At 39.6% G+C, this 26,388-nt stretch carries 19 protein-coding genes, 1 tRNA gene and 1 pseudogene; 14 read left to right on the top strand and 7 right to left on the bottom strand.

Annotated features, from left to right (window positions below; all coding sequences use genetic code 11):
* The first annotated feature begins 16 nt into the window (after positions 1–16).
* A complete protein-coding gene (locus BQ5338_RS15795; protein ID WP_071147719.1) occupies positions 17–2,107 on the top strand; it encodes a M3 family metallopeptidase in 2,091 nt (696 codons plus the stop codon).
* An 854-nt stretch (positions 2,108–2,961) separates the two neighbouring features.
* Positions 2,962–5,979 (top strand): protein translocase subunit SecDF, encoded by a 3,018-nt coding sequence (gene secDF, locus BQ5338_RS15790; protein WP_071147718.1) that lies wholly within the window; start codon positions 2,962–2,964, stop codon positions 5,977–5,979.
* A gap of 161 nt (positions 5,980–6,140) precedes the next feature.
* On the opposite strand, the gene BQ5338_RS15785 is transcribed toward secDF, so the two are convergent.
* Positions 6,141–6,212: transfer RNA gene (locus tag BQ5338_RS15785), tRNA-Arg, on the bottom strand.
* Positions 6,213–6,545: 333 nt separating this feature from the next.
* On the opposite strand from BQ5338_RS15785, the gene BQ5338_RS15780 reads away from it, so the two are divergent.
* On the top strand, positions 6,546–8,399 hold the full coding sequence (locus tag BQ5338_RS15780) for a 2-oxoacid:acceptor oxidoreductase subunit alpha (protein WP_071147947.1): 1,854 nt from the start codon (positions 6,546–6,548) through the stop codon (positions 8,397–8,399).
* Position 8,400: 1 nt separating this feature from the next.
* Positions 8,401–9,414 carry a 2-oxoacid:ferredoxin oxidoreductase subunit beta gene (locus BQ5338_RS15775; protein ID WP_071147717.1) on the top strand — a complete coding sequence of 338 codons (1,014 nt, stop codon included), beginning with the start codon at positions 8,401–8,403 and terminating at the stop codon, positions 9,412–9,414.
* Between the two features lie 106 nt (positions 9,415–9,520).
* Here BQ5338_RS15775 and upp read toward each other — a convergent pair whose 3' ends face one another.
* Positions 9,521–10,174: a uracil phosphoribosyltransferase gene (gene upp, locus BQ5338_RS15770; RefSeq protein ID WP_071147716.1), complete on the bottom strand. Its 654-nt coding sequence runs from the start codon at positions 10,172–10,174 to the stop codon at positions 9,521–9,523.
* A 284-nt stretch (positions 10,175–10,458) separates the two neighbouring features.
* Here upp and pckA point away from each other — a divergent pair, with 284 nt between their 5' ends.
* Positions 10,459–12,066: a phosphoenolpyruvate carboxykinase (ATP) gene (gene pckA / locus BQ5338_RS15765; protein WP_071147715.1), complete on the top strand. Its 1,608-nt coding sequence runs from the start codon at positions 10,459–10,461 to the stop codon at positions 12,064–12,066.
* Positions 12,067–12,258: 192 nt separating this feature from the next.
* Here pckA and typA read toward each other — a convergent pair whose 3' ends face one another.
* Positions 12,259–14,055: a translational GTPase TypA gene (gene typA, locus BQ5338_RS15760; RefSeq protein WP_071147714.1), complete on the bottom strand. Its 1,797-nt coding sequence runs from the start codon at positions 14,053–14,055 to the stop codon at positions 12,259–12,261.
* A 121-nt stretch (positions 14,056–14,176) separates the two neighbouring features.
* On the opposite strand from typA, the gene rpsO reads away from it, so the two are divergent.
* The 9 genes from rpsO to BQ5338_RS16915 all read left to right on the top strand — a co-directional run bounded on the left by rpsO (position 14,177) and on the right by BQ5338_RS16915 (position 22,869).
* Complete coding sequence (rpsO, locus tag BQ5338_RS15755) at positions 14,177–14,446, top strand: 30S ribosomal protein S15 (RefSeq protein ID WP_071147713.1); 270 nt, start codon at positions 14,177–14,179, stop codon at positions 14,444–14,446.
* A gap of 726 nt (positions 14,447–15,172) precedes the next feature.
* Positions 15,173–15,406 carry a thioredoxin family protein gene (locus BQ5338_RS15750; protein WP_071147712.1) on the top strand — a complete coding sequence of 78 codons (234 nt, stop codon included), beginning with the start codon at positions 15,173–15,175 and terminating at the stop codon, positions 15,404–15,406.
* Between the two features lie 11 nt (positions 15,407–15,417).
* Positions 15,418–15,849 carry a nitrophenyl compound nitroreductase subunit ArsF family protein gene (locus tag BQ5338_RS15745; RefSeq protein ID WP_071147711.1) on the top strand — a complete coding sequence of 144 codons (432 nt, stop codon included), beginning with the start codon at positions 15,418–15,420 and terminating at the stop codon, positions 15,847–15,849.
* A gap of 6 nt (positions 15,850–15,855) precedes the next feature.
* Complete coding sequence (locus BQ5338_RS15740; protein ID WP_071147710.1) at positions 15,856–16,566, top strand: aromatic aminobenezylarsenical efflux permease ArsG family transporter; 711 nt, start codon at positions 15,856–15,858, stop codon at positions 16,564–16,566.
* A 3-nt stretch (positions 16,567–16,569) separates the two neighbouring features.
* Complete coding sequence (locus BQ5338_RS15735; RefSeq protein ID WP_071147709.1) at positions 16,570–17,538, top strand: permease; 969 nt, start codon at positions 16,570–16,572, stop codon at positions 17,536–17,538.
* Positions 17,539–17,679: 141 nt separating this feature from the next.
* Positions 17,680–18,255, top strand: a complete 576-nt coding sequence (locus BQ5338_RS15730; protein WP_071147946.1) for a helix-turn-helix domain-containing protein — start codon at positions 17,680–17,682, stop codon at positions 18,253–18,255.
* A gap of 130 nt (positions 18,256–18,385) precedes the next feature.
* On the top strand, positions 18,386–19,804 hold the full coding sequence (ahcY, locus tag BQ5338_RS15725) for an adenosylhomocysteinase (protein ID WP_071147708.1): 1,419 nt from the start codon (positions 18,386–18,388) through the stop codon (positions 19,802–19,804).
* A gap of 103 nt (positions 19,805–19,907) precedes the next feature.
* A complete protein-coding gene (locus BQ5338_RS15720; RefSeq protein ID WP_071147707.1) occupies positions 19,908–22,403 on the top strand; it encodes a YfhO family protein in 2,496 nt (831 codons plus the stop codon).
* A 289-nt stretch (positions 22,404–22,692) separates the two neighbouring features.
* Positions 22,693–22,869 carry a hypothetical protein gene (locus BQ5338_RS16915; RefSeq protein ID WP_159431334.1) on the top strand — a complete coding sequence of 59 codons (177 nt, stop codon included), beginning with the start codon at positions 22,693–22,695 and terminating at the stop codon, positions 22,867–22,869.
* Positions 22,870–22,992: 123 nt separating this feature from the next.
* Here the strand turns inward: BQ5338_RS16915 and BQ5338_RS15715 are convergent.
* The 4 genes and pseudogenes from BQ5338_RS15715 to rbfA form a co-directional block, all read right to left on the bottom strand.
* Positions 22,993–23,190: pseudogene (locus BQ5338_RS15715) on the bottom strand (DUF4372 domain-containing protein); the annotation flags it as partial.
* 906 nt (positions 23,191–24,096) lie between these two features.
* The gene (locus BQ5338_RS15710) at positions 24,097–24,648 is read right to left on the bottom strand and encodes a DUF4890 domain-containing protein (protein ID WP_071147705.1); all 552 of its coding nucleotides are present in this window, start codon (positions 24,646–24,648) and stop codon (positions 24,097–24,099) included.
* A gap of 151 nt (positions 24,649–24,799) precedes the next feature.
* Positions 24,800–26,032: an FtsX-like permease family protein gene (locus BQ5338_RS15705; RefSeq protein WP_071147704.1), complete on the bottom strand. Its 1,233-nt coding sequence runs from the start codon at positions 26,030–26,032 to the stop codon at positions 24,800–24,802.
* A complete protein-coding gene (rbfA, locus tag BQ5338_RS15700) occupies positions 26,029–26,361 on the bottom strand; it encodes a 30S ribosome-binding factor RbfA (protein WP_071147703.1) in 333 nt (110 codons plus the stop codon). Before rbfA ends, BQ5338_RS15705 begins: the two co-directional genes overlap by 4 nt.
* Between the last annotated feature and the right edge of the window lie 27 nt (positions 26,362–26,388).

The raw sequence follows: 26,388 nt of genomic DNA, 5'->3' as shown, positions 1-26,388 counted from the left end.
CAAAAAAGCGTAGACTATGACAATTAAAAAAACAGTATTCATTTTAGCAACATGTTTTATGACCTACTCTGGTATCATTAAGGCAGACGGGAATCCTTTCTTCACGGAGTTCAAAACCGAGTTTGGAGTGCCTCCCTTCGATAAAATAAAGTTAGAACATTACGAACCAGCCTTTCACAAAGGCATAGAGGAACAAAACGAGAACATCCGTAAAATTGTTGAAAATAAAAAAACACCGACTTTTGAAAACACAATAGTAGCACTAGATAATAGTGATCCTATTTTATCTCGAGTTAGCGCAATATTCTTTAATATGGCGGATGCAGAAACGACGGATGAGTTAACACAACTCTCTATGAAAATAGCACCTGTCCTCTCTGAACACAGTGACAACATCTACTTAAATAAAGAATTGTTTAAGAAGATAGACTTGATCTATAAGCAAAAGAAAGCACTAAAGCTAACCACAGAACAGGAACGTTTATTAGATGAAACTTATAAAAGTTTTGTCCGCTCAGGAGCCAATCTAAATGCAGAAAAACAAACCCAACTAAGATATGTCAATAAAGAACTATCGACACTTGGAATCACTTTTAGCAATAATGTTTTAAATGAAAACAATGCCTTTAAGCTTTTTGTAGACAAAAAAGAAGACCTTGTCGGTTTGCCTGAATGGTTCTGCCAAAGTGCCGCCGAAGAGGCAAAAGCTGATGGAAAAGAAGGACAATGGCTTTTCACCCTTCACAATGCAAGCCGTCTCCCTTTCCTTCAATACGCAGAGAACAGAGCCTTGCGTGAGAAGATATACAATGCGTATATCAACAGGGGAAACAACAATGATAAAAATGATAATAAGAAAATCATCACACAGATAGTAACTCTTCGACTGGAGAAGGCAAAGCTTCTCGGATTTGATTGCTATTCAAACTTTGTGCTTGATAATACAATGGCTAAAAATTCAGCCACAGTAATGTCTTTTCTTAGTAATCTTTGGAGCTATTCACTTCCCAAAGCAAAGTCCGAAGCTGCTGAGCTACAGACTTTGATGGATAAAGATGGAAAGAACCAGAAACTAGCAGCATGGGACTGGTGGTTTTACACCGAGAAACTGCGCAAGGAGAAGTACAACCTTGACGAAGAAGAAATAAAACCTTACTTTAAACTCGAGAACGTTCGTGAAGGTGCTTTTGCCGTTGCCAACAAGCTCTATGGAGTTACTTTGACCCCATTGAAGAACATACCCGTTTACAATCCGGATGTAGAAGTGTTTGAAGTTAAAGATGCAGATGGGTCACACTTGGGTGTCTTCTACGTAGACTATTTTCCACGTGCAGGTAAAAGCGGAGGTGCATGGATGAGCAATTACCGTGAGCAACAAGGTAATACACGCCCATTAGTTTGCAATGTTGGTAGTTTTACCAAACCGATCGGAGACACCCCTTCGCTTCTCACGCTCGACGAAGTTGAGACGCTGTTTCATGAATTCGGACACGCTCTTCACGGGTTATTAACTAAATGTAATTACGCAGGAATTTCAGGAACCAATGTAGCCAGAGATTTTGTAGAACTGCCGTCACAAGTAATGGAGCATTGGGCTACAGAGCCAGAGGTACTCAAAATGTATGCTAAACACTATCAGACAGGAGAAAGCATGCCCGACAGCATCATTAATAAACTGCTGCGACAAAAAACTTTTAACCAAGGGTTTATGACTACAGAACTTCTTGCTGCGGCTATTCTCGATATGAATCTTCACAACCTTACCGATACAAAAGATTTGGATGTATTAGCCTATGAAAAAGAAGCGATGGATAAATTGAATTTAATTCCTGAAATCGCTCCTCGATATCGCACGACTTATTTCAATCACATCATTGGTGGCTATGCAGCCGGGTATTACAGTTACTTATGGGCAAATGTATTAGACTCCGATGCTTTCCAAGCATTTAAGGAACATGGAATATTCGACCAACACACTGCGTCTCTATTCCGTAGTAATATACTCGAAAAAGGAAACAGTGAAGATCCAATGGTCTTATACAAAAAATTCCGTGGAGCTGAGCCTAAGTTAGATGCTATGCTTAAAGATAGAGGAATGAAAGAGTAAAGTCAAATCGGCTTACAACAAAAATAGAGCACGAAGCAAATTTATATTCTGCAAATACTTGACTTCGCCAAGTAAATGTATTACTTTTGTGAGTGTAACCATAAAGTAGTTTCAAATAAAACTACAGTAAAGGGGGGAAGTTGTTTCTTCTCCCCTTTTTTTATTTCTTCGCAGTATTCTTTATCCAAAAACACCGTTCAGTTGAGCAATTTGCACGGTTCTCTTCCTCCAAGAGCCGGTTTCTTTTCATCAATTTACTTATTTCTCACCGCCATAACTCCTAGAAAAAAAAAGAAATTCCCCTTGTTGCTATCGTCCAAACTCCCTTATGTTTTGAAAACGCCCTTACTCAGTTAATTAAACGTAATTCGTCTCTTGACAAAAACGAGCTCACGAAAGGATCCTTATCAAGGTTTCAGAAGCCTTATCTTAGAAGCCGCCTAAAATAGTCTATTCAAGATGCTGAAATTAAAAGGGAGGTTTAGAATGTTTTATTTGTAATGAATAATAGCAAGCATTTAGAACAGAAGATCTTGATTCATTAAGCGCAAATCGATATAAGAATTCAATATCTAAGGAATACGTAAAGATAGATCAACAATTAGGAGAGATAATATAGAATAATTTTGGAGAGTTCTCTTTTGTGAAATAACAAACAGGAGAAATAAACGAACGAAAGAGTCATAACAAATTAGAAAAAGTGGATGCTAAATACAGCTAAGTAGAGTATAAAATAGAACTTAACCTCCAAATATTTAAGCGCAATTATACCTTAATGTGAAAAAAAAGCTATATTTGCAACCTTGTATGCAACAGAAATTAATATAAAAGTAAACATATAAATTAAAAGTAAAATGCAAAACAAAGGATTTGTTAAATTTTTTGCGGTATTACTCACGCTAGTATGTGTGTTTTATCTCTCTTTTTCCTTCGTTACTCGCTACTACACTAACAAGGCGAAAGAGTATGCGAAAGGTGATGCAAAGATGGAACAAAACTACCTGGATTCTCTTTCAAACGAGAAAGTATGGTTGGGTAATTACACGCTGAAACAATGCCGTGAGATGGAAATAAGTTTAGGACTCGACTTAAAAGGAGGAATGAACGTTATTCTGGAAGTTTCAGTATCCGATGTGGTTAAAGCATTGGCCGATAACAAACCAGACGAAGCTTTCAACAAAGCTTTAGCTGCTGCCAACAAACTGCAAGCAACCAGCCAAGACGATTTCATCACGTCGTTCATAAAGGAATATCATAAACTTGCCCCAGGAGCTAAACTTTCTGAATTATTTGCCACACAGCAATTAAAAGACAAAATAACTCAGACATCATCAGATTCTGAAGTTGAGAAAGTACTAAGAGACGAAGTTAAAATAGCAGTAGACAACTCCTACAATGTGCTTCGTACCCGTATCGACCGTTTTGGAGTAGTACAACCTAACATCCAAAGTTTGGAAGACAAAATGGGACGTATCATGGTTGAACTTCCCGGTATTAAAGAACCAGAGCGTGTAAGAAAATTGCTTCAAGGTTCTGCTAATTTGGAGTTTTGGGAAACATATGATGCAAAAGAAATCATTCCTTATTTACAATCTGCCGATTCAAAACTGCGTAGCATTTTGAACGATGAAAAACTTCCTACAGACTCAACTAATATTGATTCTGCTGCAACAACATTAAAAACTGTTACAGCTGCTGCAACTACTAAGATAAGAAGTGCCGCAGATAGTCTTGCTGCTGCTTTAAAAGGGGAAACATCCAAAACTGCAGAAGCTGCTAACATTGAACAAATGAAGAAAGAGCATCCCCTTGCCGCTATTCTTCAATTCAATACGAGTGGTCAAGGACCGGTTGTGGGTTATGCCAACTATAAAGATACAGCAGAAGTCAACAAATACATCGCAATGAAAGAACTTTCAGCAGAATTTCCGAAAGAACTTCGTCTGAAATGGGGTGTATCTGCCGCCGATTTTGATCCTAAAGCACAAACATTCGAACTCTATGCCATCAAATCAACTGAACGCAACGGCAAAGCTCCACTCGAAGGAGATGTTGTAAACGGTGCAAAAGATGAGTTTGATCAATGGAATAAACCTGCCGTTAGTATGGAAATGAATCAAGATGGCTCCAGAAGATGGGCTATAATGACTAAACAAAACATCGGCAAATCTATCGCTATTGTTTTGGATGGATATGTATATTCAGCTCCAAATGTAAACGCGGAAATAACAGGTGGTCGTTCGCAAATCACAGGCCATTTTACTCCGGAACAATCAAAGGACTTAGCGAATGTTCTAAAATCAGGAAAGATGCCTGCACCTGCACACATTGTGCAAGAAGATATTATTGGCCCTAGTTTGGGACAAGAATCTATCAATGCGGGCGTTTTCTCTTTCATCGTAGCATTGATTTTATTAATGGTCTTCATGTGCGCAATTTATGGAGTTATACCCGGTATGATTGCCAATGGCGCTTTGATTCTCAACCTCTTCTTTACGTTGGGAATATTATCATCGTTCCAAGCAGCTCTAACGATGTCGGGTATTGCCGGTATGGTACTATCACTGGGGATGGCTGTTGATGCGAATGTGCTTATCTACGAACGAACAAAAGAAGAGCTAAGAAACGGTAAGGGAGTGAAAAAAGCATTAGCCGATGGTTATTCAAATGCATTCTCAGCAATCTTCGACTCCAACTTAACGTCTATCATCACTGGTGTAATCCTCTTCAATTTTGGAACAGGACCTATCCGTGGTTTTGCTACCACGTTGATCATCGGTATTATGATTTCTTTCTTTACTGCTGTTTTCATGACACGTATCGTTTACGAACATTTCATGGACAGAGAAAAACTGTTGAACCTGACCTTTACCTCTAAACTTTCAAAGAACTTATTCATTAGTTCTAAGTTCAACTTTATGGGTACAAACAAGAAAGCTCTTATCATTGTAAGTGCAATCCTCTTGATATGCTTCACTTCCTTCGCCATCCGAGGATTAAGTCAAAGTATTGACTTTACTGGTGGACGTAACTTCAAGGTTCAATTTGAAAAGCCCGTGGAGCCAGAACAAGTACATGACCTTATTGCTAATAAATTTGGTGATGCGACCGTAAGTGTTATTGCGATTGGAACTGATAAGAAAACCGTTCGTATCAGCACCAATTACCGCATAGGAGATGATTCAAACTCTGTTGATTCAGAGATAGAAGCTTACCTATATGAAGCAGTAAAACCAATGTTAACAAATAACATAACATTAGCAACATTCGTTGACCGCGACAATCATGACGGCGGCAGTATTGTTAGTTCACAGAAAGTTGGACCAAGTATAGCAGATGACATTAAAACTGGCGCTATTTGGTCAGTACTTCTATCATTGGTTGCGATTGGCTTGTATATTTTGCTTCGCTTCCGCAACATAGCCTATAGTATAGGATCTGTCGTTGCTTTAGCAAGTGATACCATTATGATTGTTGGAGCCTACTCTTTACTATGGGGAATCGTTCCATTTTCACTAGAGATTGATCAGACTTTCATTGGTGCCATCCTAACTGCTATTGGTTATTCAATCAATGACAAGGTGGTAATCTTTGACCGTGTGCGCGAGTTCTTCGGTTTATACCCTAAACGTGATCACAAGCAACTCTTCAATGACTCTTTGAGCACAACTTTAGGCCGTACTATCAATACATCTTTGACTACATTAATCGTATTGGTTTGTATCTTCATCTTAGGTGGTGATTCTATCCGTAGTTTTGCCTTTGCTATGATTCTAGGAGTTGTGATTGGTACGCTGTCTTCATTGTTCATTGCTTCTCCTATTGCTTATGCATTGATGAGCAAGCAAGGACACAAAGAAGAAGAAGTTTAATAACAGACTTATTCCGACATAAATTAAAAAAGCTCTTCCTTATTACTAGGGAAGAGCTTTTTTATTACCATCAAAACATAACAATATCTCCGTAAAAACAATGCCCACCCAGATTCATCCGGGAAGGCATCACAAATTGTATTTACTAATAAACTTAAGAGTAGCCTCGAGGGGAATCGAACCCCTATCTAAAGTTTAGGAAACTTCTATTCTATCCGTTGAACTACAAGGCCATTGTATTTCGGCTGCAAAGATAAGCCATTTTACCGATTTGACAAGACAGATATACAGAATGTTTTGAAGAATAAACCAACAAGTTCTATCAATATGCTCCTTTTCCGGCCTCCTTTGCTAGTAAAATTTGAAAGTGTTGCCTACTATAATTAATAAGAATGATAGAATATTGAGCTGATTTAACACGAAGTATCAGAATAGCTTAAAAAGATTTTGCTAAGTCATATAACTTTCCGAACTTTGTCCGACTTTAAAAAGTCGTTTTTTTGATAAGCTCTATATCCATGTAAAGACAAAAGAAAATAACCCTAAAATAAATAATGAATAAAATTATGGCAGACGAAATGAAGGTTAAAGACTTGGAGAGAGTAGTGGTTCGCTTCTCCGGCGACTCCGGCGATGGAATGCAATTGGCCGGCAACATCTTCTCTAACCTATCAGCCGTATTAGGTAATGACATTTCTACATTTCCTGATTATCCGGCAGAAATTCGTGCCCCGCAAGGAACACTGAGCGGAGTATCCGGTTTTCAAGTACATATTGGTGCAAAGAAAGTTTTCACTTCCGGTGATAAGTGCGATGTCCTGGTTGCCATGAATCCGGCCGCATTGAAAACAAATATACAATTTACGACCCCGCAATCGGTCATTATCATTGACTCAGATTCATTTACCAAAAAAGATCTCGACAAAGCTCAATATACGACGAACGATCCTTTCAAGGAACTCAACATTCACAACCAAGTGATAGATGCTCCAATTTCTTCTATGTGTAAGGATAGTCTTAAAGAGAGCGGACTTGATAATAAAGCTGCATTACGCAGCAAGAACATGTTTGCTCTAGGATTGGTATGCTGGCTGTTTAACCGACCATTGGAACATGCCATGCACATGCTCCAAAATAAATTTTCAAAGAAGCCATCTATTGCAGAAGCAAATATTAAAGTGTTGACCGATGGATATAACTATGGTCATAACACTCACGCAACAGTTTCTACCTATCGTGTAGAATCCAAAGAGAAAAGAGAAAAAGGCTTTTATACGGATGTGAATGGAAATCTGGCAACATCCTACGGACTGGTTGCCGCAGCCGAAAAAGCCGGGCTTCCTCTCTTTCTAGGCTCCTACCCCATTACTCCCGCCACAGACATCTTGCACAATTTGTCAAAATTGAAAGAGCTTGGAGTGATAACAGTGCAATGTGAAGACGAGATATCAGGTTGTTGTAGCGCCATCGGAGCTTCTTTTGCCGGTTGCCTTGCCGCAACGTCTACTTCCGGACCAGGTATTTGCTTGAAAAGTGAAGCAATCAACTTAGCTGTTATTGCCGAACTGCCGTTAGTCATTATCAATGTACAACGTGGCGGACCTTCTACCGGACTACCTACAAAGAGCGAGCAAACCGATTTACTACAAGCCGTATATGGACGTAACGGTGAAAGTCCTCTGGTTGTTATTGCCGCCACATCACCTACCAACTGTTTTGACTCTGCCTTCATGGCAGCCAAAATAGCATTGGAGCACATGACTCCGGTTATCCTTCTTACCGATGGATACATAGCCAACGGTTCTGCTGCCTGGAAAATCCCTTCGATGAAAGATTATCCTGCCATTAAGCCGCCTTATGTTACTCCCGAAATCCAAGAAGGATGGAAACCTTATCAACGAGATCTCGAATCACTCGTTCGCTACTGGGCTATCCCCGGCAAAGAAGGTTTCCAACACAGATTAGGAGGACTCGAGAAAGATTACGATACAAGTGCGATCTCTACTGACGCTGCAAACCATCAAAAGATGACAATCACTCGTCAGGAGAAAATAAACTATATAGCCAATTGCATTCCCGAACAAGAAGTTTTAGGTGACGAAGATGCCGAACTCTTGATTGTGGGTTGGGGAGGCACTTACGGACACCTATATTCTGCGTTGGAGATTATGCAAGGTCAAGGACTAAAAGTTGCTTTGGCACATTTTCAGTATATCAGTCCTCTGCCAAAAAATGCAGCTGAGATTTTGAAAAAATATAAAAAAGTAGTGGTTGCCGAGCAAAACATGGGCCAATTTGCCACTATTCTTCGTTCCAAAGTTCCCGGATTAAATGTTTATCAATTTAATAGGGTAAAAGGACAACCATTCAACGTATTAAGACTTGTAGAAGAATTCACTAAAATTTTGGAGGAAAAGTAAGATGAGTGAACTAGAATTTGCATCGAAAGATTTCAAGAGCGACCAATATGTGCGCTGGTGCCCCGGATGTGGTGACCATGCTTTACTGAACTCGCTCCATAAAGCAATGGCCGAACTGGGTATTGCCCCTCACAACATTGCAGTGATTTCGGGTATCGGCTGTTCTTCCCGCCTACCTTACTATATGAACACTTATGGATTTCATACCATACATGGACGCGCCGCAGCCATTGCTACCGGCGTAAAGGTAGCCAACCCTGAACTCAGTGTATGGCAAATATCGGGTGATGGAGATGCTTTGGCCATTGGAGGAAACCACTTCATACATGTAGTGCGTCGTAATGTGAATATCAATATCGTGTTGCTTAATAATCAAATATATGGGCTAACTAAAGGACAATACTCACCTACCTCTCCCCGTGGATTTGTCTCTAAATCATCTCCCTACGGGACAGTGGAAGACCCATTCCACCCAGTTGAACTAACATTTGGCGCACGCGGACACTTCTTCGGACGTTGCGTAGATGTTGACGGAGCTGCATCCATAGAGGTTCTTGTCGCCTCAGCTAAGCACAAAGGTACTTCAGTGGTAGAAGTTTTGCAAAACTGCGTTATCTTCAACGATGGTTCTCAATCGACAGTAGCCACTAAAGCCGACCGTGCAAAGAATGCAATCTATCTGAAACAAGGTCAGCCAATGATTTTTGGTGAAAACGATGAATACGGATTGATGCAAGAAGGCTTCGGGATAAAAATCGTGAAGTTAGGTGAGAATGGCATTACTGAGAAAGATCTCCTTGTACATGATGCCCACTGCGAAGACAGTACACTACAGATGAAGTTAGCATTAATGGAAGGTCCCGATTTTCCAATTGCTCTCGGAGTCATTCGCGACGTAGAGAGTCCTAGTTATGACGAATGTGTACATGCACAGATTGAAGAAGTTCGTGCTAAGAAGAAAGATCATTCACTGGAAGACCTATTAATGCAAGGTGAGATTTGGGAAGTTAAATAAACTTTTCCGACTCTAACTACCGCAAACATAAGATCTCCTTGTTTAAGCTAATCCTAATGAGTTAGCGTTAAACAAGGAGATTTTCTTTTATCTAAAAAACAACATCTTATTCTTTTTCCCCATAAGCCAAGTCGCCCGCATCGCCTAAACCAGGCACGATGTAAGAATGATCATTGATTTCCGGATCAATTGCCGCACACCATATAGTAGTGATATCCTGAGGAAATACGCTGGCAATATGATCTACAGCGCGTTGGCTGGCGATTACTGAAACAACATGTATTTCGGCTGGATGCCCCTTGGTAAGCATCGCCTGATAACTCAGTTCCATTGATCCGCCGGTAGCAAGCATCGGATCGGTTATAATCAACGTCTTACCATCAATACGAGGAGAAGCAATATATTCTATATGTATATCGAACTTAAGCGTATCTTTATATTTGCGATAAGCAGACACAAATGCATTTTCAGCGTCATCAAAATAGCTCAGGAAACCTTGATGGAAAGGAAGTCCCGCGCGTAATATTGTACTAAGAACCAACTTGTTATCAGAAGTATTCACAGAAGCAATGCCCAACGGTGTTTGAATATCTTTAGCAGAATAAGCAAATGATTTACTTAATTCATAAGCCATTATCTCACCTATTCTCTCTATATTGCGACGAAAACGCAAACGATCATTCTGCACCTCCACATTTCTTATTTCTGCCACATATTGGTTCAATATTGAATTTGTTTCGCTGAAATTAATTATCTTCATATCTGTTTCACTTTATTTATTCAGTATTTATACGCTGCAAAGTAAAGTATATATTTCCAATTTGCAACATTCAAATTACAGATTTTGTTATCTTAATATAAAACGAATTCAATTAAAGAAAAATTTCTTTAATATAATGTTTGTTTTCAAATAAAGTGTTACTTTTGTAGTCGGCTTACAAGGAAGAGACGATAAACCAAATTCCTCTTTTCGGACAACTAAAAAGTAAAGAACTAATAAAATCGAGATAAATACAATACCAAATTTAACTAATTCAAAAGAAAATGGCAAATTTAGATTTAAGCAAGTACGGTATTAACAGTGCGGTAGAAGTTCTGCACAACCCGTCTTACGAAACATTGTTCGCTGAAGAGACAAAGGAAGGTCTTCAAGGCTTTGAAAAAGGACAAGTTACTGAGCTAGGCGCAGTAAATGTTATGACGGGCGTTTACACAGGTCGTTCTCCTAAAGATAAGTTCTTCGTTAAAGACGAAACCAGTGAGAACACAGTTTGGTGGACCTCTGAAGAATACAAAAACGACAATAAACCTGTTACTCCAGCAACTTGGAAGACTTTAAAAGAAATTGCTGTGAAACAACTTTCAAGCAAAAAGTTGTTTGTAATGGATACATTCTGCGGTGCAAACGAAAACTCTCGCATCAAAGTACGTTTTATCATGGAAGTGGCTTGGCAAGCTCATTTCGTAAAGAACATGTTCATCCGTCCTACTGAAGAAGAGTTGGCTAACTATGGTGAACCTGATTTCGTTTCATTCAATGCTTCTAAAGCTAAAGTTGAGAACTACAAAGAACTTGGTTTGAACTCTGAAACAGCTGCAGTATTCAATTTAACCAGCAAAGAACAAGTTATTATCAATACTTGGTACGGTGGTGAGATGAAAAAAGGTTTGTTCTCTTACATGAACTATCGTTTGCCACTAGCAGGTATGGCTTCTATGCACTGCTCTGCCAACACTGATCTAAACAACGAAAATACTGCTATCTTCTTTGGTTTATCAGGAACAGGTAAAACGACTTTGTCTACTGACCCAAAACGTCTCTTGATTGGTGATGACGAACATGGATGGGATGAAGAAGGTGTGTTCAATTTTGAAGGTGGTTGCTATGCAAAGGTTATCAACCTGAGCGCTGAAGCTGAACCAGATATCTATGCTGCTATCAGACGTGACGCTCTTCTCGAGAACGTAACTGTTGACGCTAGCGGTAAGATTGATTTCAACGATAAGAGCGTAACTGAAAACACTCGTGTTTCTTACCCTATCGACCACATCACTAACATCGTGAAACCGATTTCTAAAGCTCCAGCTGCAAAGAAAGTTATCTTCCTTTCTGCTGATGCATTTGGTGTATTGCCTCCGGTATCTATCTTAAACGCTGAACAAACTAAATATTACTTCCTTTCTGGTTTCACAGCTAAATTGGCTGGAACAGAACGTGGTATCACAGAACCAACTCCTACATTCTCAGCTTGCTTTGGTGCTGCATTCTTATCATTGCACCCAACTAAATATGCTGAAGAATTAGTGAAGAAGATGGATAAATCAGGTGCTAAAGCATATTTGGTTAATACTGGTTGGAATGGTAGCGGCAAACGTATCTCTATCAAAGATACTCGTGGTATCATTGACGCCATCCTTGACGGTTCTATCGATAAAGCTCCTAGCAAGTCTATGCCTTATTTCAGCTTTGTTGTTCCTACAGAACTTCCGGGTGTTGACACTAAGATCCTTGACCCACGTGATACTTATGCTGATGCAGCTCAATGGGACGAAAAAGCAAAAGATCTTTCTGCTCGTTTCATCAAGAACTTCAGCAAGTTCACTGGTAATGAAGCCGGAAAAGCATTGGTTGCTGCCGGCCCTAAACTCTAATCTAGATATAAACGTTAGATTATATAAAAAAGGCGATTCCTTAAAGGAGTCGCCTTTTCTGTTTTCACAGACCTATCAAACCAACACTTTTTCGTGAGAAGAAAGCAGATAGTTAAACCAACAAAAAAGTTCGATAAGATTTCCCTTACCGAACTTTTTTATAGTAAAATACTCTTTTAAGCGAGTATGATATTACCTATTTGAGCGCTTACGTTCATTCTCATCAAGAATAACCTTACGCATACGCATCGCCTTAGGAGTAACCTCTACGTATTCATCCTCTTTAATATATTCCAGAGCCTCTTCCAAAGAGAACTGAACAGGAGGAATAATGCGTGCTTTATCATCTGTACCAGATGCACGTGTATTAGTTAACTTCTTCGACTTAGTTACATTAACCACCAAGTCGCTTTCTTTTGCATGTTCACCAACTACCTGGCCTGCATACACATCTTCTTGAGGGAAGATAAAGAAACGTCCGCGATCCTGCAACTTATCAAGAGCATAAGCAAAAGCATTACCAGCTTCCATCGCAACAATAGAACCATTAGAACGTCTTTCAATCTCACCCTTATATGGTTGATATTCTTTAAAACGGTGTGCCATGATGGCCTCACCGGCAGAAGCAGTAAGTACATTGGTACGAAGTCCGATGATACCACGCGAAGGCATATTAAATTCGAGATTAATACGTTCGCCTGTATTCTCCATAAGCACCATTTCGCCTTTACGACGAGTAACCATATCAATAATCCTACTAGAATATTCTTCAGGAACATTGATCGTCAACTCTTCTACCGGCTCATTTTTCTTACCGTCAATAGTTTTATAAAGAACTTGTGGTTGACCAACTTGCAACTCATATCCTTCACGACGCATCGTCTCAATAAGTACAGACAAGTGAAGTACACCACGTCCATATACAAGCCATTTACCATCTTCCTCACTCTTATGCACACGCAAAGCCAAGTTCTTATCCAGCTCTTTCATCAAACGATCGTTGATATGACGAGAAGTAACATACTTACCATCTCTACCATAGAAAGGAGAATCATTGATACTGAACAACATACTCATTGTTGGTTCATCAATAGCGATTGGTGGCAATGCCTCCGGTTTTTCAAAATCGCAGATTGTATCACCAATATCAAAGCCTTCAATACCAACGAGTGCACAAATATCACCTGAAGAAACTTCACTTATCTTAGCTCTTCCCAAACCTTCAAACACATGAACCTCTTTTATTTTAGACTTCACGAAGCGACCATCTCTTTTTGCTAAAGAAACGTTCATTCCTTCTTTCAGTAGTCCGCGGTGCACACGGCCCACAGCAATACGTCCGGTATATGAAGAATAATCAAGTGAAGTAATTAGCATTTGTGGTGTTCCCTCTAAATGTTCAGGAGCAGGAATATTCTCTATGATGCAATCAAGCAAAGGAATAATATTATCAGTAGGCTCTTTCCAATCAACACTCATCCAACCATTCTTAGCTGAACCATATATAGTAGGAAAGTCAAGTTGTTCTTCAGTAGCATCCAAGCTAAACATAAGATCAAACACCATCTCGTGCACCTCATCAGGGCGACAGTTTGGTTTATCTACCTTATTAATAACAACAATAGGTTTCAAGCCTATCTGCACAGCCTTTTGCAACACGAAACGAGTTTGAGGCATCGGCCCTTCAAAAGCATCGACAAGCAAGATGCAGCCATCGGCCATGTTTAACACACGTTCCACCTCTCCGCCAAAGTCGCTGTGGCCCGGAGTATCGATAATATTAATTTTAGTCCCGCCATAATTGATGGAAACATTCTTAGAAAGAATTGTTATCCCTCTTTCACGTTCCAAATCATTGTTATCCAGAATCAATTCACCACTCGTTTGGTTGTCGCGGAACAAATGTCCGGCCAAAAGCATCTTGTCAACAAGTGTTGTTTTCCCATGATCGACATGGGCAATAATTGCAATGTTTCTAATATTTTGCATATAATACCTATTATTTGGCTGCAAAGGTACGAAAATTGGATTATAAATCATTGCGAAGCCAAAAATAATATCTATCTTTGCCGCTCAAAGAATTTTTATATATCTAATCAAACTAAGAATTATGTATTTAGATCCAGCTAAAAAAGCAGAAATCTTTGAAAAGTACGGAAAGTCTAACTCTGATACTGGCTCAACTGAGGCCCAGATAGCTTTGTTTTCATACCGTATTTCTCACCTGACTGAGCACATGAAGCTCAACAGAAAAGATTATAGTACAGAAAGAGCCTTGACTATGTTGGTAGCAAAGCGTCGCAGATTGCTTAACTACCTGACGGACAAAGATATCACAAGATATCGTACCATCATCAAAACTCTTGGTCTTAGAAAGTAAGCAATTACCTCTAGACAAAAAGCAAAAAAAGCCATCCTTAATTTTAAGGGTGGCTTTTTTGTTTTAAAATCATACTTCTGCTGCCCATTCACGTTAAATCCCTTCTTTTTTGTGTCCTCTAAGTAAGTTCTACTACACTCTATTTCATCTTTACTCTTTTGAAGATAGCTTTTATCATCCCACAGCATGGGGATGTTATCATACATAACATCCCCATGCTTTTGAAGTGAACTAGGCATTAAACTTTGGCCAATCAACTAACATCAGAGACTAAATTTACCTACTACTAAGAAGCTTATAGGGTAGATGGCCCGTAAATATACCCGGTTGAAAAGACAAGGCTTGCGATAAGTGTTCCTGCGTCTTCTTATCAACCATAAAGTAGTGAACATATAAGAACTCATGATACAAATAGAGAACCGATACTGATACAGTGGGCTCTGGAACGAATAAACTATAAGTAATTTCTTCCTAAAAATCCCTTAAGGAATATTTCATCTTAAAAAAAAGAGCCATTCTATTTGCTCTTTTAAATATTGTTTGTAGTTTTGCGAACAACAAATAGTATTTGAGTGATATTTATATAAACGCTCTATTACAAAAGCAAGCATTTCACAACTCTTGAAAGAAGGATGCGAAGCTGGATGGATTTAAGGAGAAGCTAGTATCTTGATTTTAGATGATACTAACAATAGAATTCAATTTTATAAATAAAAAAAGAATAACATGGAGATTAAAGTTTTAGGAACCGGATGTTCTAGCTGCAAAGCCTTGTATACAACAGTGGAAGCTGCTGTCAGTGAATTAGGTATTCAAGCTAACATGGTGAAAGAAGAGGATTTAATGAAAATCATGGAATATAATGTGATGCGATTACCCGCACTCGTAATTGATGAAAAAGTTGTTTCGAGTGGAAAGAAGCTATCTGTATCTGAAGTAAAAGAGCTATTGACTAAATAAACCCATTGAAAATGAAACAACTATTATTTGCTATCATCGCAGTAATGATAAGTGCTACTGCTTTTGGAAAAGACCCAAAAACATCAGAGAAGGCAAACAACGGTTCCAAAGATCGGGTAGAAATTCTATACTTTCACGGAAAACAGCGGTGCCCAACTTGCATGAGTATTGAAAAAAACACGCAAGAAGTCATGAAGGCATATTATAGTGACAAGATAAAGAAGGGTGAGGTTGTTTTTACAGTCATAGATATTTCAAACAAAGCAAATGAAAAAATAGCCGATCGCTACGAAGTTACATGGTCCTCTTTATTTGTCAACAAATGGAAAGGTGGAAAAGAAAGCAAAAACAACATGACAGAGTTTGCTTTCGCCTACTCACGAAATTCGCCTGACACTTTCAAAAATGGATTGAAAAAGAAAATCAATGAACTGCTAAAATAACCTGCTATGGAGCTTCTACAAACAATATTAGACAATAGCGACATCCCAATACTGACAGCATTTATCCTTGGATTACTGACTGCACTAAGTCCTTGCCCGCTAGCGACTAACATTACAGCAGTAGGATACATCAGCAAGGATATAGAGAACAAACACAAAATATTCTGGAATGGTATACTCTATACGTTAGGTCGAGCTCTCTCGTATACTGTATTAGGCATTATTCTTATATCCATCATCAAAGAAGGTTCGAGCATGTTTGCCATACAGAAGTCAATTAGTAAATATGGCGAATTATTGATATCACCGGCATTGATACTTATTGGGGTGTTTATGCTATTTGGTAATAAGCTAAACCTTCCTAAATTCGGCTTCTCAGGAAGCGGAAGCAAGCTAAAGGAAAAAGGGAATTGGGGTGCATTGCTATTGGGCATTTTGTTCGCATTGGCATTCTGTCCCACCAGTGGGATCTTCTATTTTGGCATGCTCATCCCGATGTCAGCCACTGCCAGCGGAGGATATTTACTTCCACTTGTTTTTGCCCTTGCAACAGGCTTGCCCGTCATCATCGTAGCTTGGGTATTGGCGTACAGCATGGCCGGACTTGGCAAATTTTATAATCGAATGAAAATATTCGAAAAAGTATTCCGAATTGTTGTAGCTGTTTTATTCATATTGGTTGGCATTTATTACGGAATGACTTATTATATATTATAAATTATGATACAAACATTTGCCGATTGGCTGGTATATACCATCTTTGGATTAGACGCAACAAGCCACGTAGGTATGGCCATTAATTTCTTCTTCTACGACACAATAAAGATTCTTATTTTATTGTTCTTGATCAGCACACTTATGGGGATAGTAAATGCTTATTTCCCCATAGATCGCTTGAGGAACTACTTAACCACGCACAAGATGTATGGATTACAGTATTTCTTTGCGTCACTTTTCGGGGCCATCACTCCTTTTTGTTCCTGTTCTTCCATACCTCTGTTTATCGGTTTTGTCAAAGGAGGAATTCCTCTAGGAGTAACATTAGCATTCCTCATCACTTCGCCATTGGTCAACGAGGTGGCAGTAGCAATGTTTCTAGGAACATTTGGAGTAAAAATAACTCTTGTTTATGTGATTAGTGGAATACTATTAGGCATGATTGGAGGCTTCGTGTTAGGCAAATTCAAACTGGAAAGATATTTGAGTGACTGGATCAAACAAATTCAAGCCAACGCTAATGCGGAATCCTCCCATTGGGAAGGAGAAAAAACTCCGTTTATCAAGAGAATGCCAACAATTATCAAAGAAGCCTGGGGCATAGTAAGAGGCGTCTTACTGTATATCATTATTGGTATTGCGATCGGAGCTTTCATGCATGGATATGTTCCGGAAGGATTCTTCGAACAATATATGTCAAAAGGTAATTGGTATGCAGTTCCTTTGTCTGTAATATTGGCCGTACCGATGTATGCCAATGCAGCAGGTATTGTTCCGGTAATCGAGGTTTTTGTGGCCAAAGGAATTCCAATTGGTACTGCATTGGCCTTTATGATGGGGGTAGTAGGACTCTCATTGCCTGAAGCGACCTTACTTAAGAAAGTGATGACTTGGAAGTTGATTGCAATCTTTTTTGGAACAATCTCACTCTTTATAATCATTTCAGGATACTTATTCAACTATCTGCTTTGATAAGGGTTGCACATATAGAATGATCGCTTAGTCAAAGATATTTTCATTTTAATTGGCTAAAATTGTTCTGCGCCAATTATTTTACTATTTTTGCCACTAGTCAAACTAAAAAAAACCTTTGGCATGGAAAATGCGATCAACATGGATACAACCAAATTTGTAGGAGAAAAAATAAAAATACTCCGCGAAGAAGAATCTATCTCGGTAGAACAGTTGGCTCAGCGCTCAAGTCTGACCATTGAACAAATAGAGCGTATAGAAAACAACATTGATATTCCCTCACTCGCTCCACTCATCAAAATAGCCCGCGTACTAGGCGTACGGCTAGGGACTCTTCTCGACGACCAAGACGAAGCCGGACCTGTTGTCTGCCGTAGTCAGGAAGCTAAAGAAACAATCAGCTTCTCAAACAATGCTATACAGTCGCGTAGACACATGGAGTACCGTGCACTATCAAAGTCCAAGGCTGATCGACACATGGAACCCTTCATGATAGATGTAGCTCCGACGAAGGATAGCGATTTCATCCTATCTTCTCACGAAGGAGAGGAGTTTATCATGGTAATGGAAGGAATCATGGAGATCAGCTACGGAAATACAACTTATATGCTCGAAGAAGGAGATAGTATTTACTACGATTCGATTGTTCCGCACCACGTACATGCTTTCGAAGGACAAGCGGCCAAAATTTTAGCTGTAATATACACACCTGTATAAATTATTTATACTTTCTCAAAAGAAAGACAGGGTCACCTGAAGTTATTATTTATAAAAAAGGAGCACAGCTTTTGTAGCGCTATTCAGAATATTCTATCTTTGTAGCAGTTATTATTAAACAAAGTATAATATGTCTTCAGAATTATTCTCTACCCTGCCCTACAAAGTGGCAGATATTACTCTTGCCGACTTTGGTCGCAAGGAAATCGATCTGGCAGAACAAGAAATGCCTGGCCTTATGGCTCTTCGCGAAAAGTATGGAGAATCTAAACCATTGAAAGGAGCTCGCATCATGGGTTCTCTGCACATGACCATTCAGACAGCTGTGCTGATTGAGACACTTGTCAACCTTGGTGCCGAAGTGCGTTGGTGCTCTTGTAACATTTACTCTACTCAAGATCATGCCGCAGCGGCTATTGCTGCATCGGGCGTTCCGGTGTTTGCATGGAAAGGCGAAACACTAACTGATTATTGGTGGTGCACACTTCAAGCACTGAACTTTGCAGAAGGAAAAGGTCCTAATGTAATTGTTGACGATGGTGGAGATGCTACCATGATGATACATGTAGGCTACGAAGCTGAAAACGATGCTGCCGTACTTGACAAAGAAGTACATGCGGAAGATGAAATAGAACTAAACGCCATCTTGAAGAAAGTGTTGGCGCAAGATAAAGACCGTTGGCATCGTGTTGCCGCCGAGATGCGTGGCGTTTCCGAAGAGACCACAACTGGCGTACACCGTTTATATCAGATGAAGGAAGAAGGAAAACTGTTGTTCCCTGCTTTCAATGTAAACGATTCTGTTACAAAATCGAAATTCGATAATCTCTATGGTTGTCGCGAATCATTGGCTGATGGCATCAAACGTGCCACAGATGTGATGATCGCCGGTAAAGTAGTGGTTGTTTGTGGTTATGGCGATGTTGGTAAGGGTTGTTCTCATTCTATGCGCTCATACGGTGCTCGCGTGTTGGTTACTGAAGTAGATCCGATCTGTGCTTTGCAAGCTGCCATGGAGGGATTCGAAGTCCTGACTATGGAAGAGGCCTGCTCGCAAGGGAACATCTTTGTAACGACAACCGGTAACATTGATATCATTCGCATCGACCACATGACGAAGATGAAAGATCAAGCTATTGTCTGCAATATCGGTCACTTCGACAATGAAATTCAGGTTGAAGCTTTGAAACATTATCAAGGCATTAAGCGCGTAAACATCAAAGCGCAAGTAGATCGTTATTTCTTCCCCGACGGACACAGCATCATTTTGTTGGCAGATGGCCGCTTGGTGAACCTTGGATGTGCTACAGGACATCCTTCATTCGTTATGAGTAACTCATTCACCAACCAAACTTTGGCGCAAATTGAGTTGTTCAACAAGAAATACGAAATTGAAGTTTATCGCCTGCCTAAGCATCTGGATGAAGAAGTAGCCCGCTTACACTTAGAGAAAATTGGTGTGAAGTTGACGAAACTAACGGCAGAACAAGCTGCTTACATTGGGGTTTCGGCCGACGGACCTTACAAAGCAGACCACTACAGGTATTAATTCCTGCATACCATTGATAATCGGACATAGCGGCCAAAACGGCAGTAAAGTCCGATTATCAATCGGCTATCAAAAAGAGATTCATTCATACATCTGATCGAAAATGAAAAAGTTCCTTCCCGACCTCATCGTCATTCTTTCTTTTATCGCCATCTCGTTTGTCTACTTCTTCCCAGCTATAACGGAAGATCGTATTCTGTTTCAACACGATACGGCTGCTGGTGCCGGTGCCGGACAAGAGGCAAAAGAGTATAACGACCAAACTGGTGAGCGTACGCGCTGGACTAATTCTATTTTTGGCGGAATGCCCACCTATCAGATTTCTCCCAGCTATGATTCAACCGAGACCCTTAGAGTAGCGGAGAAAGCATATCACCTGTTTCTGCCCAATTATGTCTGGCTGACATTTGTTATGATGCTCGGGTTTTATATTCTCTTAAGAGCACTAGGCATATCCCCTTGGCTCGCGGGATTGGGAGGTATCATCTGGGCTTTTTCATCTTATTTCTTTATTCTCATCTCTGCGGGACATATCTGGAAGTTTATTACGCTGGCCTATATTCCACCCACAATAGCCGGCATCGTGCTTGCCTATCGAAAACAATATTTGCTCGGAGGAGTCATAACGGCTCTATTTTTGGCTCTACAAATTTTGTCGAACCATGTACAGATGAGCTATTATTTCTTATTCCTCATACTCCTCATTGTAGGAGCATTCTTCGAAGAATCTTGGCGTAAAAAAGAACTGCCGCACTTTTTCAAAGCGACTGGTATATTGGTTATTGCCGGGATCATCGGGATATCAGCCAACTTATCCAATTTGTATCATACCTATGAGTATAGCAAAGAAACGATGCGTGGCAAAAGTGAACTGAAAGCAGAAGGAGATGCTGCTAAACAAACAAGTAGCGGACTTGATCGTGACTACATCACCCAGTGGAGCTACGGCATAGGCGAAACATTCTCTCTATTGGTTCCGAACATCAAAGGAGGTGCATCCGTGCCTCTGTCACAGAATGAAAAAGTGATGGAGAAGGCCAATCCGATGTATAGCGGAATTTATTCACAACTCACCCAATATTTCGGTGATCAACCCGGAACATCCGGCCCTGTTTATGTCGGTGCTTTTGTGCTCATGCTCTTCATACTCGGCCTCTTTATAGTTGATGGCCCTATGAAATGGGCACTTGCAGGAGCAACCCTCCTATCCATTTTGCTTGCATGGGGAAGAAACTTTATGGGATTTACCGACTTCTTCATCGATTACATACCGATGTACAATAAGTTTCGTGCTGTCTCCTCGGCTCTTGTCATTGCAGAATTTACCATTCCTTTACTGGCAATACTGACTCTGAAAGAGATCTTCGACAGACCACAGATATTGAAAGAAAAGATCAAATATTTATACTTAAGTTTTGGCCTCACCGGTGGATTTGCACTATTATTCGCCTTGGCTCCTCGCTTATTCTTTTCCACATTTGTTCCTACACAGGAATTAAAAGCGTTACAACAAGCAATCCCCGGGGATCAACTATCCCCACTACTTAGTAATCTTGAAGAGATGCGCGTTTACCTAATCACTTCCGATGCATGGCGCAGCTTCTTTATTATCGCTATTGGTACTGCCTTGCTTCTGGCTTACAGTGCTCGCAAACTCAAAGCGACTTGGACGATCGCTGCCATAGCAGTACTTTGTTTGGGAGATATGTGGATGGTCAACAAACGATATTTAAACGATGAACAATTCGTCTCCGCAGATCAACAAACCGAAGCTTTCAGCAAAACAACGGCAGACGAACTTATTTTACAAGATAGCACGCTCGATTATCGAGTATTGAACTTTGCAACCAATACCTTCAATGAGAACAATACCGCATACTGGCACAAAAGTGTAGGAGGATATCATGCTGCTAAGCTCCGCCGTTACCAAGAGATGATCGATCATCATATTACGAAAGAAATGCAGGCAGCTTATAACGAAATAGCAACTGCACAAGGAAAAATGGACAGCGTGAATGGAAATTCTTTCCGGGTACTCAATATGCTGAACACGAAGTATTTCATCTTTCCTTCCGGAAAAGGTAAAGTCGCTCCCATTGAAAATCCTTATGCGTATGGAAATGCTTGGTTTGTAGGCAATGTCCGTTATGTAAATACGGCCAACGAAGAAATCGAAGCGATCGATTCTGTTCTTCTAACAGAAACAGCTATAGTGGATGCAAGCTTCAAGGATAAGCTGAAAGGAATAACTAACAGTTATAAGGATTCTCTTTCAGCTGTTCGACTCACAAATTATAAACCCAACCACTTGGTTTACGAGACCTCTTCATCCAAAGACGGAATCGTTGTTTTCTCCGAAATCTATTATCCGGGATGGACAGCGACTATTGATGGCAAACCAGCAGAGATAGCACGTGCTAACTACATCCTCAGGGCAATGAACATTCCGGCTGGAAAACATACCATCGAAATGGCTTTTGATCCGAAAAGTATTCATGTAACAGAGTCTATAGCTTATGCCGGCTTGGCATTACTACTCGTTGGAATCATACTCTTACTTTTGAAGTATAGAAAGAATTTTGACTTAGGGAAGAAGTAAACGCTAAGAGAGTTCAAACAGGCCTCTAGACTCAAGCCGGGACAGATTTCGACGCGTAATGTATTTTCAACATTTAAACTTAAAGAATTAAAGCAATTAGCCGTATAAAACAAACGGAAGCCTAATTTTCGTCCATCGAGATATAGGAGACTTTATCCACTGTATATCAACGCATTAGATCTAATTGAAGATTTTCGAACAAGCTCAAAAGGATCAAAAGGTTCAAAAGGTTCAAGGTTCACCTATGGGTTTTAGTACCCCCTCCTCCCTCTAAGATGAAAAGGATGAAATGTTGGAAAAAAGCAACGAATTAAGGAGAGTGATGAAGGTTGCACATACTCCTCGTAAACGAGATGTACTCCTAATGGAAATTGTACCAATCTGCCTACCGTTCTATCTCACACTCGTTTCCAATACGATGGGAGAATATTTATTACTGGTGTCCTGTAAAGCAGTAAAAGCATAACATGATCGTGAGTTGCTGCCTATGTGAAATGAATGTTATAAAATAGATCTGCTCAAAGGACTCATTACTTCGTCTATTATTGGCTTCTGCCAAAGAGCTGTGTCTTATCCTATAGTCTATACCCTAGTGATTGATCTCATTTACCTCGGAGAGCATTCCCATTACGATTTCACGCAGAGAATCATAACGCATCAGCACGGCGTAGAGCATTATTACAAAGTGAGAGTAACCGTCTTGCTTCTTCACATAGCGATTATGCACTCCTTTTCGGCTTATTCTTGCAATTTCTTGGCTGTCGATCAATTTTAATAGTTGTTCATAAAGCGGCTGTCCGGCAAAATATGTGTTTTTGCCCTAAAATCTGACTATCCATCATGAAACCTAAATGGCGAAGGCAGTTCTCTTCATCACACAAAAAGTCCTAAATGTTTTCTGAAAACACTTAGGTTCTTTATTTAAAACGTCGAGGTCTCTTTTTAAGAATACTTCACCTCTATCTATTCAAATCATTCTGCCAGAAACCGCCTATTAGGAGAAAATAGACAAACCATTTTACTTATAGTAAAATCACCTCCTCAGGGTTCACTTTTAATCTTCACTTAGCAGATAAAGCGTTAACAGATGTAAATATCAAAAATCGTAATCTATTGATTATTAATAATTTAGATTTATCAAGCACGGGTGAGGGGGAGGGGGTATAGGTCCATAGGTGAACCCTGAACCTCTTGACCCCTACTTTTCCTCTAAAAACAGTAGAAAAAGGGTCTTAGATGTAATAATAAATAAGTTTCAGCTTATCGAGAAACAGCACAGAGAGATTAGACGATCGTCTGCACCGAAATAACGCAGTGTAAGAATATCCTTTATTTTATCTAGAATAAGCATAGATAAAGAACCGTGATTTAGGAAAGAAATAACCGCTAAAAGTTTTTCACAAACAGGAGCTTAACTGAATTAAAAAAGTCTTCCTTAGAATTATTAAGGAAGACTCTTTACTAACTACATTTATTAAATCAGAATAAAAAAGTTGTAGCGCTTGTCAACTATCTGCCACCTCATTTTTTAAAAGCCTTCATTAGTTACCCACTTGAACTAATATCAGCACCTTGAAATGACTACCAGTAAACTATTTAGAGACAAAAAAGACATAATAATTTTGATCGAGATTGAAGCTCTAAAGCTATTATAAGAAGCGTATCATGAAATAAGCAATTATTAATCAGTCTCTTATGAGTCCTGGCCAGGTCCTTCACCCTTATGCATTCTATGCATTTCAGGCTTCATACCTTCTTTCATTTTCTCCTGCATCTTACTCCACTTCGCATACTGCTCAGCAGTTAGGATCTTTTTAATCTTCTTCTCCTTTTTCACTTCAGCCTTATGCAAGGTTTCCGCAGCATCCTCAGTCATTTCAGAACCGCCTCCTTGCCTCATCCCCATTTCAGGACGTTCTCCACTAGGCATCGGAGGACGTTCGTCATCTGATCCATCAAAAGAAGGTCTATCTCCCATTGGAGGGCGCTCATTGCTCGAAGCAGATGATGATTGTTGCGCCTTAAATCGGTCTTTCTGCTCCTTCAGGTTTAATTTATAAATCTTCGCATACTGCTTTTCATTCAATTGCAGTTCTTTACTCATCTCGTCAGTCATCTTCTTAGCAATTTTTGCTGGTGAAGGCACCTCACGAGGTAGTTTTGTGTCCACTTGTTGCTGAGCCATCCCTGTCCAAACTAGACAAGAAAATAAGGCTACTAATCCTGTTTTAAATAATTTATTCATAACGCTTATAATTAATATATCCCCAAAATAAGCATAACAGAAAAGAGAAAAAAAGCAGAATCGACAGAGAACTAACTTTCATCTATAAATATCCAATAAGCCTCCTCTGTAACAAAAAGAAGGAAGGGACTTGCTCTCATCTATAAATATTTTATTTTTTCAGTAACCGTTTGCTCAGGTAACGAACAGGATACCACACAGAAAGAAAGCCTACAGCAATCACAGTGATGAAAATAAGAATAACATCACTAAAATGTACACTAACAGGATAAGCATCAACTACAAAACTACCATTTGCTCCCCCGAGAGAAATGATGCCAAAACGCTGTTGTACAAAACAGAGAAGAAGTCCTAAAGCAATTCCCATAAAAGCACCAGCGACCGAAATCAGTCGCCCTTCAAAGAGGAATATACGAGAAATAAGACGATCATCCGCACCAAGATAGCGCAGGGTAAGAACATCCTCTTTCTTATCAAGAATAAGCATAGACAAAGAGCCGATAACATTGAAACAGGCTATCATTAAAATGAAAGTAAGAAAAAGGTAAGAGATCAATTTTTCGATCTCCATAATACGAAAAACATCAGCCTGTTGTTGATAGCGATCTTGCACAACAAACGGTTTTCCAAGGATCTTTTCCATCTTTTCTTTAACAGATGACACACTATACCCCGGCTTCAATTTCAGTTCAACAGCAGATACCTCAGACTGATAGTCAAACAAACGACGTGCAAATGCAAGAGAAGTTAAGATATATCGGCTATCGTATTTTTGCTGGTTCACCACAAAGACCACCCCCGGCGAATAAAGATATTCCATATTAAAAGAAGAGGCCGGATTAGCCATATTAATCTTCATGTGTCGTTTGGGAGAATACACCTGCAATGGATCAACAAACTGTATTCCAGTACCTAAAGAAGAAACAAGTTCAATGCCCATAACACCATATTCAACAATAGAATCATGAAGCATAAAATCACCTGTACCATATAGAATACTGTCTATTGTAGTCAATTTCTCAAAATTGTCTTGCACTCCTTTAATAACAGCCATTACCTGACGGTCCTTGTATTGCACCATGGCATTTTCCTCAAGGGTCTCTGTAAAAACAGCAACCTCAGGCATTGCCCGAAGTTGCTGAATACGTTTATCTTGAGAATCAAAAACTTTTCCTTCGCTTACTGTTATTTTTAATTCAGGATCAAAAGCCGTAAAGAAGCTGGCCACCATATCTTGAAAACCGTTAAACACGGAAAGAGTGCACACTAAGGCCAATGTAGCCAGTGACACTCCACAGACAGAGATGCCAGAGATAATATTAATAGCGTTATGCTTCTTCTTTGAGAAAAGGTAACGTTTGGCTATATAAAAAGGAAAGTTCACTTTAATAATGAATCTATTTTCTCTATATAATCAAGTGAATCGTCAACAAAGAATTTTAGTTCTGGGATGATACGCAACTGATGACGCACACGTGTGCCAAGTTCATAACGAATAGACTTCATATTCTCATTGACATTCTTCACTAATTCATCACTTTTCTCAGAAGGGAAAACGCTAAGATAGACACGTGCAACGCTCATATCCGGACTAATACGCACGATACTTACCGATACTAAAATGCCGGGCATTGCTTTTGTTTGCAACAAAAATATCTCACTTAATTCTTTTTGTAAAAGGCGTGATATTTTATTCTGTCTGGTTGTTTCCATCTTATCATTTATTTTTTAATCGTTCAT

This window comes from Bacteroides ihuae, assembly GCF_900104585.1.
Classification (GTDB): domain Bacteria; phylum Bacteroidota; class Bacteroidia; order Bacteroidales; family Bacteroidaceae; genus Bacteroides; species Bacteroides ihuae.
Note: the sequence above shows the minus strand (reverse complement) of the source record. Positions and strands in the feature narration are given on the sequence as shown.

What these genes read in the sequence shown, in the direction of transcription:
- BQ5338_RS15745 (WP_071147711.1), top strand. Translation starts at nt 15,418, where the DNA reads ATGAAACAACTATTATTTGCTATCATCGCAGTAATGATAAGTGCTACT.
- BQ5338_RS15720 (WP_071147707.1), top strand. Translation starts at nt 19,908, where the DNA reads ATGAAAAAGTTCCTTCCCGACCTCATCGTCATTCTTTCTTTTATCGCC.
- ahcY (WP_071147708.1), top strand. Translation starts at nt 18,386, where the DNA reads ATGTCTTCAGAATTATTCTCTACCCTGCCCTACAAAGTGGCAGATATT.
- typA (WP_071147714.1), bottom strand. Translation starts at nt 14,055, where the DNA reads ATGCAAAATATTAGAAACATTGCAATTATTGCCCATGTCGATCATGGG.
- BQ5338_RS15710 (WP_071147705.1), bottom strand. Translation starts at nt 24,648, where the DNA reads ATGAATAAATTATTTAAAACAGGATTAGTAGCCTTATTTTCTTGTCTA.
- BQ5338_RS15740 (WP_071147710.1), top strand. Translation starts at nt 15,856, where the DNA reads ATGGAGCTTCTACAAACAATATTAGACAATAGCGACATCCCAATACTG.
- secDF (WP_071147718.1), top strand. Translation starts at nt 2,962, where the DNA reads ATGCAAAACAAAGGATTTGTTAAATTTTTTGCGGTATTACTCACGCTA.
- BQ5338_RS15735 (WP_071147709.1), top strand. Translation starts at nt 16,570, where the DNA reads ATGATACAAACATTTGCCGATTGGCTGGTATATACCATCTTTGGATTA.
- BQ5338_RS15775 (WP_071147717.1), top strand. Translation starts at nt 8,401, where the DNA reads ATGAGTGAACTAGAATTTGCATCGAAAGATTTCAAGAGCGACCAATAT.
- BQ5338_RS15795 (WP_071147719.1), top strand. Translation starts at nt 17, where the DNA reads ATGACAATTAAAAAAACAGTATTCATTTTAGCAACATGTTTTATGACC.
- rbfA (WP_071147703.1), bottom strand. Translation starts at nt 26,361, where the DNA reads ATGGAAACAACCAGACAGAATAAAATATCACGCCTTTTACAAAAAGAA.
- BQ5338_RS16915 (WP_159431334.1), top strand. Translation starts at nt 22,693, where the DNA reads ATGTTGGAAAAAAGCAACGAATTAAGGAGAGTGATGAAGGTTGCACAT.
- upp (WP_071147716.1), bottom strand. Translation starts at nt 10,174, where the DNA reads ATGAAGATAATTAATTTCAGCGAAACAAATTCAATATTGAACCAATAT.
- pckA (WP_071147715.1), top strand. Translation starts at nt 10,459, where the DNA reads ATGGCAAATTTAGATTTAAGCAAGTACGGTATTAACAGTGCGGTAGAA.
- BQ5338_RS15750 (WP_071147712.1), top strand. Translation starts at nt 15,173, where the DNA reads ATGGAGATTAAAGTTTTAGGAACCGGATGTTCTAGCTGCAAAGCCTTG.
- rpsO (WP_071147713.1), top strand. Translation starts at nt 14,177, where the DNA reads ATGTATTTAGATCCAGCTAAAAAAGCAGAAATCTTTGAAAAGTACGGA.
- BQ5338_RS15730 (WP_071147946.1), top strand. Translation starts at nt 17,680, where the DNA reads ATGGATACAACCAAATTTGTAGGAGAAAAAATAAAAATACTCCGCGAA.
- BQ5338_RS15780 (WP_071147947.1), top strand. Translation starts at nt 6,546, where the DNA reads ATGGCAGACGAAATGAAGGTTAAAGACTTGGAGAGAGTAGTGGTTCGC.